The organism is Aldersonia sp. NBC_00410, from assembly GCF_026342035.1.
Taxonomy (GTDB): domain Bacteria; phylum Actinomycetota; class Actinomycetes; order Mycobacteriales; family Mycobacteriaceae; genus Aldersonia.
In genome coordinates this window covers 278,573-292,707 of the sequence record NZ_JAPENM010000007.1, presented here as the reverse complement: position 1 = coordinate 292,707, position 14,135 = coordinate 278,573, and the positions used below count along the sequence as shown (strand labels likewise).

At 68.2% G+C, this 14,135-nt stretch carries 12 protein-coding genes and 1 tRNA gene; 10 read left to right on the top strand and 3 right to left on the bottom strand.

Features of this window, described 5'->3' with window-relative positions; translation table 11 throughout:
- Nucleotides 1-69: 69 nt before the first annotated feature.
- Nucleotides 70-864, top strand: a complete 795-nt coding sequence (gene pcaH, locus OG921_RS17950) for a protocatechuate 3,4-dioxygenase subunit beta (RefSeq protein WP_266113852.1) — start codon at nt 70-72, stop codon at nt 862-864.
- The gene (pcaG, locus tag OG921_RS17945; RefSeq protein ID WP_266113851.1) at nt 861-1,415 is read left to right on the top strand and encodes a protocatechuate 3,4-dioxygenase subunit alpha; all 555 of its coding nucleotides are present in this window, start codon (nt 861-863) and stop codon (nt 1,413-1,415) included. The genes pcaH and pcaG overlap by 4 nt, the downstream gene beginning before the upstream one ends.
- A gap of 9 nt (nt 1,416-1,424) precedes the next feature.
- Here pcaG and OG921_RS17940 read toward each other — a convergent pair whose 3' ends face one another.
- Entirely contained in the window at nt 1,425-2,429 is a 1,005-nt protein-coding gene (locus OG921_RS17940; protein WP_266113849.1) for a hypothetical protein, read from the bottom strand.
- Nucleotides 2,430-2,527: 98 nt separating this feature from the next.
- Nucleotides 2,528-3,061: an LpqN/LpqT family lipoprotein gene (locus OG921_RS17935; RefSeq protein WP_266113848.1), complete on the bottom strand. Its 534-nt coding sequence runs from the start codon at nt 3,059-3,061 to the stop codon at nt 2,528-2,530.
- A gap of 75 nt (nt 3,062-3,136) precedes the next feature.
- On the opposite strand from OG921_RS17935, the gene OG921_RS17930 reads away from it, so the two are divergent.
- On the top strand, nt 3,137-3,748 hold the full coding sequence (locus OG921_RS17930; RefSeq protein ID WP_266113847.1) for a class I SAM-dependent methyltransferase: 612 nt from the start codon (nt 3,137-3,139) through the stop codon (nt 3,746-3,748).
- 95 nt (nt 3,749-3,843) lie between these two features.
- On the opposite strand, the gene OG921_RS17925 is transcribed toward OG921_RS17930, so the two are convergent.
- Nucleotides 3,844-3,926 (bottom strand) — tRNA-Leu (locus OG921_RS17925).
- A gap of 231 nt (nt 3,927-4,157) precedes the next feature.
- Between OG921_RS17925 and OG921_RS17920 the strand changes: the two genes are divergently transcribed.
- The 7 genes from OG921_RS17920 to pknB all read left to right on the top strand — a co-directional run bounded on the left by OG921_RS17920 (nt 4,158) and on the right by pknB (nt 14,129).
- Nucleotides 4,158-5,681 carry an FhaA domain-containing protein gene (locus OG921_RS17920; RefSeq protein ID WP_266113846.1) on the top strand — a complete coding sequence of 508 codons (1,524 nt, stop codon included), beginning with the start codon at nt 4,158-4,160 and terminating at the stop codon, nt 5,679-5,681.
- Nucleotides 5,682-5,892: 211 nt separating this feature from the next.
- Entirely contained in the window at nt 5,893-6,357 is a 465-nt protein-coding gene (locus OG921_RS17915; protein WP_266113845.1) for an FHA domain-containing protein, read from the top strand.
- Nucleotides 6,354-7,793, top strand: a complete 1,440-nt coding sequence (locus OG921_RS17910; protein WP_266113844.1) for a PP2C family serine/threonine-protein phosphatase — start codon at nt 6,354-6,356, stop codon at nt 7,791-7,793. The genes OG921_RS17915 and OG921_RS17910 overlap by 4 nt, the downstream gene beginning before the upstream one ends.
- The gene (locus OG921_RS17905) at nt 7,793-9,247 is read left to right on the top strand and encodes an FtsW/RodA/SpoVE family cell cycle protein (RefSeq protein ID WP_323182812.1); all 1,455 of its coding nucleotides are present in this window, start codon (nt 7,793-7,795) and stop codon (nt 9,245-9,247) included. The genes OG921_RS17910 and OG921_RS17905 overlap by 1 nt, the downstream gene beginning before the upstream one ends.
- On the top strand, nt 9,244-10,731 hold the full coding sequence (locus OG921_RS17900) for a penicillin-binding protein 2 (protein ID WP_266113842.1): 1,488 nt from the start codon (nt 9,244-9,246) through the stop codon (nt 10,729-10,731). The genes OG921_RS17905 and OG921_RS17900 overlap by 4 nt, the downstream gene beginning before the upstream one ends.
- Before the next feature lie 129 nt (nt 10,732-10,860).
- Nucleotides 10,861-12,246, top strand: coding sequence for a serine/threonine-protein kinase (locus OG921_RS17895; protein WP_266113841.1), 1,386 nt, complete (start codon nt 10,861-10,863; stop codon nt 12,244-12,246).
- Complete coding sequence (pknB, locus tag OG921_RS17890) at nt 12,243-14,129, top strand: Stk1 family PASTA domain-containing Ser/Thr kinase (protein ID WP_266113840.1); 1,887 nt, start codon at nt 12,243-12,245, stop codon at nt 14,127-14,129. Before OG921_RS17895 ends, pknB begins: the two co-directional genes overlap by 4 nt.
- Nucleotides 14,130-14,135 lie beyond the last annotated feature (6 nt).

Here is a 14,135-nt window from a genome sequence, read left to right as displayed (position 1 = left end):
TCCCCGCTTAGCACCAGATCCCCCTCGGACACTGAAGCAATCGGGCACTGAAGCAATCGGAGTACTGACATGACTCGCATCCTGAACACCGACCCGGACAGCGCGTCGGCGAGCCAGGCCGGCATCACCAAAGAGATCGCCGCCATCGAGTCCGCGTACCAGCAGGCGGGAATCGAGGAGACGCAACCCCGTCTCGACTACGCCCCGTATCGCAGCAGCCTGCTGCGTCATCCCACCAGGGAGCTGCAGCACGCGGACCCGGAGACCCTCGAACTCTGGTCGCCGGTGTTCGGTGCGCGGGACGTGGACAAGCTGGAATCCGATCTCACGATCCAGCACAACGGCGAACCGATCGGCGAGCGCGCGCTGGTGACCGGGCGCATCGTCGACGGCGAGGGACGTCCGGTGCGCAGCCAGCTCGTCGAGATCTGGCAGGCCAACGCAGCCGGGCGCTATGTGCACAAGCGCGATCAGCATCCCGCACCGCTCGATCCCAACTTCACCGGAGTCGGGCGCTGCCTGACCGACGACGACGGCTGGTACAAGTTCACCACCATCAAGCCGGGGCCCTACCCGTGGAAGAACCACCACAATGCCTGGCGGCCGGCGCACATCCACTTCTCCTTGTTCGGAACCGAATTCACGCAGCGGATGATCACGCAGATGTACTTCCCCGGTGACCCACTCTTCGCGCTGGATCCGATCTACCAGTCGATCACCGACCAAAAGGCCCGCGATCGCCTCGTCGCCAGCTACGACCACGACGTGACCACGCACGAATGGTGCACCGGCTACCGCTGGGACATCGTGCTCACCGGATCGGACCGCACCACGTTCGAGAATGCCGAAGGAGAGCCGCGATGAGCCTCATTGCCGCCACACCGGGACAGACCATCGGCCCGTTCTACGGATACGCGCTGCCCTACCCGGGCGGCAACGAACTCGTGCCGGCGCAGTCCCCCGGTTCGATCCGTTTCCACGGCACCGTGACCGACGGCGACGGCATGCCCGTTCCCGACGCGATGCTGGAGATCTGGCAGGCCGACGCCACCGGCGTGGTCTCCCGCGCCGCCGGATCGCTCCGCCGGGATGGGTGGACCTTCACCGGCTGGGGGCGCGTATCCACCGATAATGCAGGCGATTTCAGCTTCACTACCGTAGAACCGGGCGCCACCGAACCCGGCAAGGCGGCGTACATCCTCGTGACCGTCTTCGGCCGAGGCCTGCTCAATCGGCTGTTCACTCGAGCATACGTCCCCGGGCCGAATATCGTGAAAGAACCACTGCTGCAATCACTTCCCGCGGACCGGCGAGACACGCTCATCGCGCAACGAGATGCGGAGGGCCTGCGCTTCGACATCCACCTGCAGGGCGAAGACGAGACCGTCTTTCTGCGGTACCCCGGGCACGGCTGAGCGAAATGTTCAGTCGCCGGTTCGGGTGCCGGCGATGTTCCATTGCGTCGTGCTGGGGCAGTCACCCGATCGGGTTTGCGTCCACACGCCGGCCAGGGTCTGCACCGGGCCGGAACCGCTGTCCGTACGGGTGAGGTCGCTGCGCATCACGACGTCCCCGCGCTGCGCGGCAGCCGGATCCCTGCCCGAGCAACTGACCGCGCGGGTCGTCATCTCCGTCACCCAGTGGCCGTCGACGTAGTCGTAGAGCAACACCTTGCGGGGCTCGACGGACGTACGCAGCGCCTTGCAGGTCACGCCGTCGCGGGTGCAGAACGAATCGAACGTGACGTCGGCGCTCTCCTGCGCCGCGTCCTGCATGCCCGGTAGGTCGGCGTCGGTCAGCTCGAGCCGGTATTTTCCGTCCAGTGCCGCGCCCGGGTACTCCGCCAACGCCGGTGCGATGGTGTCGGCGTCGGGCAACGTGATCGCGGGGTCCGCGTCCCCGATCCGGCGCAGCGATTGAACGCCCTCGGAGGAGTTGGTACACACGCCGCCGATCACCACTGTGTTCGTCGCGGTGAATGCCCCGTCACCGGCTGCCTCGTCCGGCACAATCGTCATCCGCACCCAATAGGGCTGGTTCTCGCCGAGTGGTGCACCGGTGGTCGGGTCGGTGCACGACGAACCGGTCGAGGCTTGCACCGTCGACCACTCACCGTCGCGGTAGTCGAAGACCATCGACGCCGTCTCGTTGGGCGATTTCGCGGAGACAACACTGATGCAGGGACCGGTCGCATCGTCGCAGTCGGTGCGGATCGTCCACGTCGCAGGGTTTTCCGCGGCGACCGGCTTTCCGTTCGTGCTCACCCACTTCGACGCGTAGGTGCCATTCAGCGCGAGGCCCGGGTTCGGTGCATCGGTGGCCGCGGCTTCGGAGTCCGCGTCATCGGAATCGGCGGAGCAGGCCCCGAGCGGGAACGTGAGGGCGGCGAGCGCGGCAGCGGGCAGCACGAACGCGCGGTGGCGGGGCATTGAGCGCATCATCGCCAGACCTTTCGAGGACGGGTCCGCGACCCGGGCTCAGTATGCACAGACTTGCCGGGTATGCGTAGTGCGAGCGTGCGGTTCCGCTACGACCGGCCGATCAGGTCGATGTGCAGGGTGTCGACGATCGACTCGGCCGGCGGACCGATCCGGGTGGTCGTCGTGTACGTCGCCTGAACCAGGTAGACCCAGTGGTCCTGTGTCGCAAGAACATAGCGGTTCTCGGTGAACAATGAGTGCTCTTGCAGGCGGTAGGTTCCGCGGATGCACGCCGAGCGATGACCCTGATGCAGACCCCGTTCCTCGCTCAGGGTCGTCCACGACGGGAGCTGAGAGGCATCCTGGAACGCCATGCTCAACGCCATGTCGAGGTTCCCGAAGAACGCCGCTCTTGTTATCAGCACCACGGCATTTGGTGCGAAGCCGTTCTCGGCGCTCGCGGGGTCGGCGACGATCAAGTAGGCGTCGGGAGCAATTTCGGTTCCGATCTGGACCCAGTCGGCGGGAAGCAGGAGCGAGGCGATCACCCGCTCGTCGCCCTGGCGGACGGGACTCATCTCCTGGCTCTGAGCGCGCATGTATTCGGCGAGGGTTTCCGGGACCGCGGACACGTCGTTCACGCTCGAATCCCACCTTCCCAGAGGGGATCTGTCAAAGGGCGAGTCGGCGCGGCCGATGGGAGCAAAGTTGTTCGCATGACGCAACCGGGTTACGACGCGTTCGCCGACGAATACGCGCAACGGTTCCCCGATCCGTACCAGGCACCGTTCGAGCGGCACGCAGTCGCGATCTTCGCGGAGCAGGTCCACCAAGCCAACGCACCAGGCGTGGTCGTGGACGTCGGCTGCGGCATCGGACACGTCACCGCAGATCTGTACCGGCGCGGATTACGCACACTCGGCTGCGACCCCAGTCCGGGGATGCTCCACTTCGCGCGCGAGGCTCACCCCGAACAGACCTTCGTGGACGATGACGCAACCCTGACGCTGATCACCGAGCCGATCAGCGCCATCCTCGCCCGCTTCAGCCTCATCCACATCGACCCCGCCGGGGTGGAAGCCGTCCTGCACGCCTGGGCCGCCCGCCTGCCGCGGGAAGCACCCGTTCTGATCGCCACGCAGTCGAGCGACGAACCGGGATCGGCGCTCGAGTTCGACCACGCCGTGGCTCCGGCCTGGCGATGGCATCCCGACGAACTCCATCGGGTGCTGGACGCTTGTGGCTTCGTCGAGAACTGGCGGTTGGTGAGTCGTCCCGGCGGCATTCACCGCTTCCCCTCGGTGCACTTACTCGCGCACCGCCGGTGACGTGGAACCGCGCAAGCATTGGACAAAGAAAGGGCCGAGCCGCCAATCTGCGGCCCGACCTCGTCAGCGATTCGAACCGAATCACTCATATTTTGTGGGCGAAGGGGGACTTGAACCCCCACGTCCCGAAGGACACTGGCACCTGAAGCCAGCGCGTCTGCCATTCCGCCACTCGCCCGAGCAACGAACCGGAACACTATCACGCAACCGTTTCAACCCCGAAAACGGGGGGCTGACCTGGGGCGCAGGTCATATGCACCAGTGCGGAAAGTGGTCAACGGCACGGTACGAGTGTTACCGGTGTGGGTAATGCTGGATATCATGCAGGGTACGTCCGGCACGGGTTGACACGCTGGGCGTCGGGGGCAAAAAGCGCGAAGGGCGCGGGAGTCGTCGGAAGGAGGCAGCGGTGGGGATTGTTTCGCGGTTCGAGCGCAAACTCCAGAGCGCTGTCGGCGATGCGTTCGCCCGGGTGTTCGGCGGGAGCGTGTTGCCGCAAGAGGTGGAGAGCGCGCTCGAGCGTGAGGCCGCCGATCGGGTGCGCGCACTCGACGGTGGGCACCGGCTCGCGCCCAACAGTTACGTCATCTCGATCAACTCCTCGGACCACGAGCGCCTGGCCGCCGATCACGACCTCGCGGTGCGCACCTTCTCCACGTACCTCGACTCCTACATTCGGGAGCAGGGCTGGCAAACCTACGGAGACGTGCGCGTCGAGTTCGAGGCGTCACCTAATCTGCACACCGGTCAATTTCGTGCGCACGGCCGCGTCGACCCCGACGCCGGCTCGCGTTCGCGGGAACGGCCGACCCGAGGTCCGGATCCCCATCCGAATTTCCCCCAACCAGGAGCAGGCCACATGACGCAAAACCCCGGCCACGATCCCGGCGGTGCCGCCGGGGAACCGGACGACGCCAAGCGCGGGTACGCGGCCGCCGAAGCGGGCGCCCAGCGCAACGGCGCCTACCGGGCCTCGGGGACAGCAGATGGCGCGTCCCGCGGCGGCTACCCAGGTGGAGCACCACAACAGCAGGGTGACCAGCCCGCGCCCGGTTCCGACGACCGTGGCCGCGGCCCGGGCAGCTTCTCCGACCGCAGTTTCTCCGACCGCGGCGATCAGGGCGGTCGTGGCTACCCGGACGACCGCTACGCACCGCGCGGCGGCTACCCACCCCAGCCCGGCTACGGCGCCGAGCCGTACCAGGACCGCGCCTACGAGGGCAGCTACGACGACCGCGGCCAGGAACCTTATGAGCCGCGGGGCTACGAGGACGCCTACCGCGAGCGCGGGTACCCGCCGCCGCAGCGCCAGGGCGGCAACCCCGAGGAGCGCTACGGCAACGATCCGCAGCAATCCGGCCAGCGCTACGAGCCCGGATACGCCGATCACGGCTACAGCGACCACGGCTACCCCGAGCACGAACAGGGCGAGGAGGGCTATCGCGACCGGGGCCAGGTGCCCGAGCCGTCGTACCAGGATCCGCGCTACGACGGCTCCTACGCACCACCCGCGCAGCCGGGCGCCGGGTACGGCGGAGACGCCTATTCGCAGCAGCCCGGTTACGCCTATCCCGGCTACAACGCCGGGTACGAGCGCCGCGACTACAACTACAGCCGCGGGTACGACCGCGGCGGCTATTCCTCGGTCTACACCGCGACGCTGCAACTCGACGACGGCAGCGGACGGATGTATCAGCTACGTGAGGGCAGCAACGTGGTCGGGCGCGGCCAGGACGCACACTTCCGGCTACCCGATACCGGCGTCTCACGCCGCCACTTCGAGATCCGCTGGGACGGCCAGGTCGCCATGCTCGGCGACCTCGGATCCACCAACGGGACCTCGGTCAACGGCGCTACCGTGCAGGACTGGCAACTGGCCGACGGCGACGTGATCCGTGCCGGGCATTCCGACATCATCGTGCGGATCGTCTGATTGCCGCCGCCGGTCGGCGCGCGCCTTCGTGCTGCCTCGCGGACCGAAATTTGACCATATTGTCGTGGGACCGCGCCGCCGCGGCGCCCTCAACTTGTCGTGATCGCGATCCCGCAGACCCTATGATGCTGCCAGCACATACACGCTCGGCGAGAATGTGCTTGTTAACCGTCGATATCGGGGTCGACGCGGGAGGAGGTGTACCGCTGCTGTGCAGGGTTTGATCTTGCAGCTCACACGGGCGGGCTTCCTCATCCTCCTCTGGCTGTTCGTGTGGGCGGTGCTGCGCACGCTACGCAGCGACATCTACGCAGCCAGCGGCATGCGCGTGCCCGTCCGGACATCGCGCAGCGCCTCGATGTGGTCGTCGCTGAACCGGCAGAAGGACGCCCGCTACCTCGTGGTTACCCAGGGCTCGCTCGCCGGTACCCGCATCTCGCTGGGCACTCAGCCAGTGCTGATCGGTCGCGCCGACGACTCCACCCTCGTCCTCACCGACGACTACGCCTCGACCCGACACGCCCGGCTCTCGCCACGCGGTTCCGACTGGTACGTCGAGGACCTCGGGTCGACGAACGGCACCTACCTGGACCGCGCGAAAGTGACGACCGCCGTCCGAGTTCCACTCGGCACCCCGGTCCGGGTCGGCAAAACGGTAATCGAGCTTCGGTCGTGACCCTCGTACTCAGGTACGCCGCGCGCAGTGACCGCGGCCTCGTCCGCGCGAACAACGAAGACTCCGTGTATGCGGGCGCCCGGCTGCTCGCCCTCGCCGACGGGATGGGTGGCCACGCCGCGGGCGAGGTCGCCTCGCAGTTGATGATCGCCGCGCTCGCCCATCTCGACGACGACGAACCGGGCGACGATCTGCTGCGCAAGCTCGAGTCGGCCACCTACGAAGGCAATGCCGCGATCGCCGAGCACGTCGAAGCCGAGCCGGAACTCGACGGCATGGGCACGACGCTCACCGCGATACTGTTCGCCGGCCGCAAGCTCGGCCTGGTGCATATCGGCGACTCGCGCGCCTACCTGATGCGCGACGACCAGCTCGCCCAGATCACCCGCGACGACACCTTCGTCCAGTCCCTCGTCGACGAGGGCCGGATCACCGCGGAACAGGCGCACTCCCATCCGCAGCGCTCACTGATCATGCGTGCACTCACCGGCAACGACGTCGAACCGACGCTCACCGTGCGCGAAGCCCGTGCGGGCGACCGGTACCTGCTGTGCTCGGACGGGCTCTCCGACGTGGTCAGTGACGAAACGATCGCGAACGCCCTGCGCGAGGGCGGCCAGGACGAGTGCGCGGACCGGCTCATCGAACTCGCCCTGCGCAGCGGCGGCCCCGACAACGTGACCGTCGTGGTCGCCGACGTCATCGACCTCGACTACGGCCAAAGCCACCCGATCGTGGCGGGCGCCGCCTCCGACGACGAAGAGGAGCCCGGTCCGGCGCCGAACACCGCGGCCGGTCGAGCCGCGGCGCTGCGGCCGCCACCGGCCCAGGCGCCGAAACGCACACCGGTCGAGCCCGAGCCGGAGCCGCCCAAGAGCCACAAGCTGCGCTGGACGCTGGTCTCGCTCGGCGTCGTCGTGCTGCTCGCGATCGCGGCTGCATTCGGACTGAAGATGGTGCGCGGCAACTACTACGTCGGCGACGACGACAACCGCGTCGTGGTCCTACGCGGGATCCCGACCTCGCTGTTCGGCTACTCGTTGCAGGAGGTGCACCTCGTCGGCTGCGTCGACACCGACGGCCACCTCGTCCTCATCGACCCGGATAGCCGGCCGGCGTCGTGCCGCCTCCTGACCGTCGACGACCTGCAACCCACCGCACGCGAACAGGTGCTCTCCGGGCTCCCGTCCGGGGGGCTCGATGACGCGCGGGCCCAGATGGCTCGCCTCGTCGTCGGCGAACTCCTACCGCTGTGTCCGTCCGCGACCAGCACACCGACGACCTCCACCCCGCCGCCTGCGCCGGTCCCGACGACCGGTGAACCGGCGCCGGTACCACCGGCGCCGAGCACAGAAACCGTTCCGCCCGCGCCCCCGGCGACACCCACGCCGACACCCACGCTCGTTCCCGGCCAAAACTGCAGGGAAGCGAACTGATGGCGGACTCGCAATCTCCGTCCACGGGCTCCATACCCAGTCCGCCCGGCGGTTTCGCCCCCGCCCCACGCCCTTCCACCCGCCGCAACGCGGAACTGATGCTCCTCGTATTCGCCGTCCTGATGACCACGCTGTCGCTGGTGCTGGTCGAGGCCAGCCAGGAGCAGGAGCTCACCTGGGACCTGGTCAAATACGCCTCGGCATACGCCGCGCTGTTCGCCGTCGCGCACCTCGCGGTGCGTCGATTCGCGCCGTTCGCCGATCCGCTGCTGCTGCCGATCGTCGCGCTGCTCAACGGGCTCGGGCTGGTGCTCATCCACCGCCTCGACCTGGCCGAGGCGCAGAACGCCCGCTACAACGCCCTGCCGATCCCGTCGCCGGACGCGAACCAGCAGGTGTTGTGGACCGCGCTGGCGCTGATCTGCTTCCTGGCGGTGCTGATCCTGCTCACCGACTACCGGCTGCTCGCGCGCTACGGCTACACCCTCGGTCTGACCGGCCTCGTCCTGCTGGCCATCCCGGCGATGCTGCCCGGCAGCCTGTCCGAAACCAACGGCGCGAAGATCTGGATCCGGTTGCCCGGCTTCAGCGTGCAGCCGGGTGAGTTCGCGAAGATCCTGCTGATCATCTTCTTCGCCTCGGTCCTCGTCGCGCAGCGCGAACTGTTCACCACCGCAGGCAAACACGTGCTCGGCATGGACTTTCCACGGGCCCGCGACCTCGGCCCGATCCTGGTCGCCTGGATCGTCTCGATCGGCGTCCTCGTCTTCGAAAAGGACCTCGGCACGTCCCTGCTGATCTTCGGCACGGTGCTGGTGATGCTCTACATCGCTACCGAACGGATCGGCTGGCTGGTCATCGGCGGCGGGCTGTTGGCGATCGGGTTCTTCTTCGCCTACCAGGCGTTCGGGCACGTGCGGATCCGCGTCGAAACGTGGCTGCACCCGTTCGACGACTACAACAGCACCGGCTATCAGATCTCGCAGTCGCTGTTCGGGCTCGCGACCGGAGGCGTCGCAGGAACCGGCCTGGGCAGCGGCCGGCCGGGCCAGGTGCCGTTCGCCAAAACCGACTTCATCGTCGCCACCATCGGTGAGGAACTCGGCCTGATCGGGCTCGCGGCGGTGCTGATGCTCTACACCGTGCTGATCGTGCGGGGGCTGCGAACTGCCCTCGCCGTGCGCGACAGTTTCGGAAAGCTGCTCGCCGCGGGCCTGTCGTTCACCGTCGCCATCCAGCTGTTCGTGGTCGTCGGCGGCGTCACCAAGCTCATCCCGCTCACCGGCCTCACCACACCGTTCATCTCCTACGGCGGCTCCTCGCTGCTGGCGAACTACATCCTGCTCGCGCTGCTGATCAAGATCTCCGACGCCGCGCGCGCCCCCGCACCGCCGAAGAAGAAAGCACCCGGACCCATCGCCGACGCCCCGACCGAAATGTTGAGGCGAACGTGAACAAACCCCTTCGCCGCGTCGCCATCGCCGTCATGGTCATGGTCGTCGCGCTGCTCGCCAATGCCACCTACGTGCAGGTCATCAAGGCCGACGACCTGCGCGCCGATCCACGCAATTCGCGGGTGCTGCTCGACGAGTACTCCCGCCAGCGCGGGCAGATCTCGGCCGGCGGGCAGATCCTGGCCGTCTCCGTCCCCACCGACGACCGGTACAAGTACCTGCGCACCTATCCGACGAACCCGGTCTCGCCGAGCAGCCCGCTCGCGTACGCCCCGGCCACCGGCTTCTACTCGCTGCAGTACGGCAGCACCGGTCTCGAACGCGCCGAGGACCCGGTCCTCAACGGTTCGGACAACCGGCTGTTCGGGCGCCGGTTCTTCGACCTGTTCTCCGGCCGCGACCCGCGCGGCGGCAACGTCGTCACCACCCTCAACCCCGCGATGCAGCAGGTCGCCTACGACGAACTGACCGCCAAGGGCTACACCGGCTCGGTGGTCGCCATCGAGCCGAGCACGGGCAATATCCTGGCGATGGTGTCGACCCCGAGCTACGACCCGAACCTGCTGTCGAGCCATGACGGTGCCGCGACAACGCAGGCCTGGGATGAGCTCAGCAGCGACCCGGACATGCCGCTGCTCAACCGCGCGATTTCGCAGACCTACCCGCCCGGTTCGACGTTCAAGGTGGTCGTGACCGCCGCCGCGCTGTCCACCGGCGGCAGCCCGGATGAGCAGCTGACCGCGGCACCGACGATCACACTGCCCAACACCTCCACCACCCTGGAGAACTACAACGGCAGCACCTGCGGTGGCGGGGCGACGGCGTCGCTGCGCGAGGCATTCGCACGATCCTGCAACACGGCGTTCGTCGATCTCGGCATCAAGACCGGGGCCTCCGCGCTGTCCGAACAGGCACTCGGGTTCGGCATCGGCGCGTCACCGAGCGGGATCCCGCTGCCGGTGGCGGGTAGCACCGTCGGGTCCATGCCCGACGACGCGGCGCTCGGTCAATCCAGCATCGGGCAGCGCGACGTCGCGCTCTCCCCGTTGCAGAACGCGGTGATCGCCGCGACCGTCGCCAACGGCGGCACCCGGATGGAACCGCATCTGGTGGCGCAGCTGCAGAGCCCCGACCTGACCGCGCTCGCGACCACCACACCGGTCGCCGTCGGCCAGGCGATCCGGCCGGAGGTGGCGTCCACCCTCACCGACCTGATGATCGGCTCGGAGAACAATACGGCCGGGGGTGGCAAGATCCCCGGGGTACAGATCGCGTCGAAAACCGGCACCGCCGAGCATGGGACCGATCCCCGCAACACCCCGCCGCACGCGTGGTACATCGCGTTCGCGCCGGCACAGAACCCGAAGATCGCGCTCGCCGTCCTCGTCGAGAACGGTGGTGACCGCGCGCTCGCGGCAACCGGCGGTTCGGTGGCCGCCCCGATCGGGCGCGCGGTGATCGCGGCCGGATTGCAGGGCGGGTGACATGGCTCCCATCCGGGTAACGAAACGAACACGACCGCGGCGGACGATGCCAATATCAGCGCCGCCAATTTCGACCAGCCGAGCAACAACCCAACCAAGACCGGATACCGACGAGCGGGAGGCGAACAAGTGCTGAACAACGGCGCAGTAATCGCCGACCGCTACCGGCTGCAGCGGTTGATCGCGACCGGCGGCATGGGCCAGGTGTGGGAGGCCACCGACAACCGGCTCGACCGGCGCGTCGCGGTCAAGGTGCTCAAGACCGAGTTCTCGAACGACCCGACGTTCCGGGAACGGTTCCGCGCGGAGGCGCGCACGACCGCCCAGCTGAACCACTCCGGGATCGCGGGCATCTACGACTACGGCGAGACCATCGACCCGCAGGGCGCCGAAACCGCCTACCTGGTGATGGAACTCGTGCGCGGCGAGCCGCTCAACGCGGTGCTCGGCCGGGTCGGCCGACTCTCGATCCCGCATGCGCTCGACATGCTCGAGCAGACCGGTCGGGCACTCGCCGTGGCGCACGAAGCCGGCGTGGTGCATCGCGACGTCAAGCCGGGCAACATCCTCATCACCCCCACCGGCCAGGTGAAGATCACCGACTTCGGCATCGCCAAGGCCGTCGACTCGTCCCCGGTCACCCAGACCGGCATGGTCATGGGCACCGCCCAGTACATCGCCCCCGAGCAGGCCCTCGGCCAGGAAGCGACCGCCGCCAGCGACATCTACTCGCTCGGTGTGGTCGGCTACGAGGCCCTCGCCGGGCAGCGGCCGTTCGTCGGCGACGGTCCGGTCACGGTCGCGATGAAGCATGTCCGCGATGCGCCTGCGCCGATGCCCGAGGACGTGCCCGCGAACATCCGCGAGCTCATCGACATCACGCTGACCAAGGACCCGTCCACCCGGTACTCCGACGGTGCCGAATTCGCCGACGCGGTGGCCGCTGTCCGGGCCGGCCATCGCCCGCCGGCCCCCGGCGGCACTCCCTCGCGGGTGCTGCCACCGGTCGCCAGTACCGCGTTGATGACCGGCCAGACCAATGGATACGCAGCGGAACCGTTCGACGACGACCGGGCCGGCATGACCCCGACCCAGAAGGCCCTTGCCTGGACCGCGGGTGGGTTACTGCTCGCCGCGCTGCTCGTGACGATGTTCCTCGTCCTCGACAACGGCAGCGGTGACCCGACAGCGCCGAGCACGTCCGTCGTGGCACCCCCGACGACCGCCCGGCCGACAACCGCGCAGCAGTTCACCACGACCACCGTCGAGCCCGAACCAACGACCACCACAGAGCCCGAACCGACGACGACCACGCCCGAGCCCACCACAACGACGGTCGAACCGACCACCACGACGTCGAGCGTCCGTGAGGAATCGACGACCACGCGGACGCTCTTCCCGCAGCTGCCGGGCATTCCGACGGTGCCCGGCGCCGCGTACGACGACGAAGTGACCACGACCGAAACCACGACGACGACCACGACGACGACCACGCCGCCCGCGGGACATCGATGACGACCCCGCGCAAGCTCTCCGCCCGCTACGAATTGGGCGAGATCCTGGGCTTCGGCGGGATGTCGGAGGTGCACAAGGCGCGCGACCTACGGCTCGACCGTGACGTGGCGGTCAAGGTGCTGCGCGCCGACCTGGCCCGCGATCCCACCTTCTACCTGCGGTTTCGTCGCGAAGCGCAGAACGCTGCCGCGCTGAATCACCCCGCGATCGTCGCGGTGTTCGACACCGGCGAAGCCGAAACCGGCACCGGTCCGCTGCCGTTCATCGTGATGGAATTCGTCGACGGCGTGACGCTTCGCGACATGGTCCGGCAGAAGGGCCCGATGCCGCCGCGCCGCGCGATGGAGATCATCGCCGACGTGTGCGCCGCCCTCGACTTCAGTCACCGCAAGGGCATCGTGCACCGCGACATGAAGCCGGCCAACATCATGCTCAACCGCGCCGGCGCGGTGAAGGTGATGGACTTCGGTATCGCGCGGGCGATCGCGGACAGCTCGAGCCCGATGACGCAGACCGCGGCCGTGATCGGCACCGCGCAGTACCTCTCGCCCGAGCAGGCCCAGGGCACCGCGGTCGATGCCCGCTCCGACGTCTACTCGGTCGGGTGCGTGCTCTACGAGATCCTCACCGGCGAACCCCCGTTCACCGGCGACTCGCCGGTGGCGGTGGTGTACCAGCACGTCCGCGAGGATCCACGGCTGCCGTCCCTGGTGCACTCCACCGTGCCGCGCGAACTCGACTCGGTCGTGCTCAAGGCGATGAGCAAGAATCCCGCGAACCGCTATCAGAGCGCCGCAGAGATGCGCAGCGACCTCATCCGGGTGCTCGGCGGGCAGAAGCCGGCCGCGCCGATGGTGATGAACGACGAGGACCGCACCACGATCCTCGGGGGGGACACTCCACCGCCGCGCCGCCCGCGCGAGAGCGAGGATGGCGAGGGCGACGAAGGTAAGCACGGCAAACGCCGCCGATACACGATGCTGGCGCTGATCGCGGTCGCCGTGCTCGCCATCGCCGGCGCGGTGCTGTGGCAATCGAGAGGTTCGGTCGACCAGCTCGAGGTGCCCGATCTCACCGGCGCACCCTCCGAACAGGCCCAGTCGCAACTGCAGGACCTCGGTTTCCGCGTCGAAATCCAGCAGAAACCCGATAGCGAGGTGGAAACGGGCATGGTCATCGCCACCCGCCCGCTGGCCGGATCCCGCGCGGACGCGGGCAGCACCGTGATCCTCGAGGTCTCCACCGGACCCAAGCAGGTTCAGGTGCCGAAGCTGACCGGACTCGACCGCGATCAGGCCGCCGCCGCGCTGGAAACCGTCGGATTGCAGCTCGACGACAACGTCGAGCGGCGACCGTCGAGCCCCGTCGATCTGGACAAGGTGATCGACCAGCGCCCGACCCCGGGCGTGAATCTGGACGCCGACAGCCCCGTCGCCATCACGCTCGGCACCGGGCCGGAACAGGTGCGGGTACCCAACGTCGTCGGGCAGAGCATCGAGGTCGCGCAGCCCAATCTCGAGGGCGCGGGCTTCAAGGTGCTCGTCCAGACGACGGTCTCGCAGCGGCCTGCCGGCGAGGTGCTCTCGACCAGCCCGGCCGGCGGCTCCGAGACCGACAAGGGCACCACGGTGACCGTGCGGGTGTCCGACGGCGATCGGATCAGGATGCCGGACCTCGTCGGTCAGACGGTTTCGCAGGCGTTGGCCACCCTGCGCGGCGTGGGCTGGTCGGGCTCGGCGAGCGACCTGCAGCAGACCCCGGAGCGCACCCTCGATCCGGCAGGGGTCGGCAAGGTGCTGACTCAGGCGCAGCCGCCCGGATCCGACGTCGGGCGAAGCGCCGTCATCATGGTCGGCGTCGGCACACTCGGAATTCCGGGCTGAGCCACC

Bases quoted from the DNA above. Each gene is read 5' to 3' on its own strand.
- pcaH (WP_266113852.1), top strand. From the start codon at position 70: ATGACTCGCATCCTGAACACCGACCCGGACAGCGCGTCGGCGAGCCAG.
- pcaG (WP_266113851.1), top strand. From the start codon at position 861: ATGAGCCTCATTGCCGCCACACCGGGACAGACCATCGGCCCGTTCTAC.
- OG921_RS17940 (WP_266113849.1), bottom strand. From the start codon at position 2,429: ATGCCCCGCCACCGCGCGTTCGTGCTGCCCGCTGCCGCGCTCGCCGCC.
- OG921_RS17930 (WP_266113847.1), top strand. From the start codon at position 3,137: ATGACGCAACCGGGTTACGACGCGTTCGCCGACGAATACGCGCAACGG.
- OG921_RS17905 (WP_323182812.1), top strand. From the start codon at position 7,793: ATGGCGGACTCGCAATCTCCGTCCACGGGCTCCATACCCAGTCCGCCC.
- pknB (WP_266113840.1), top strand. From the start codon at position 12,243: ATGACGACCCCGCGCAAGCTCTCCGCCCGCTACGAATTGGGCGAGATC.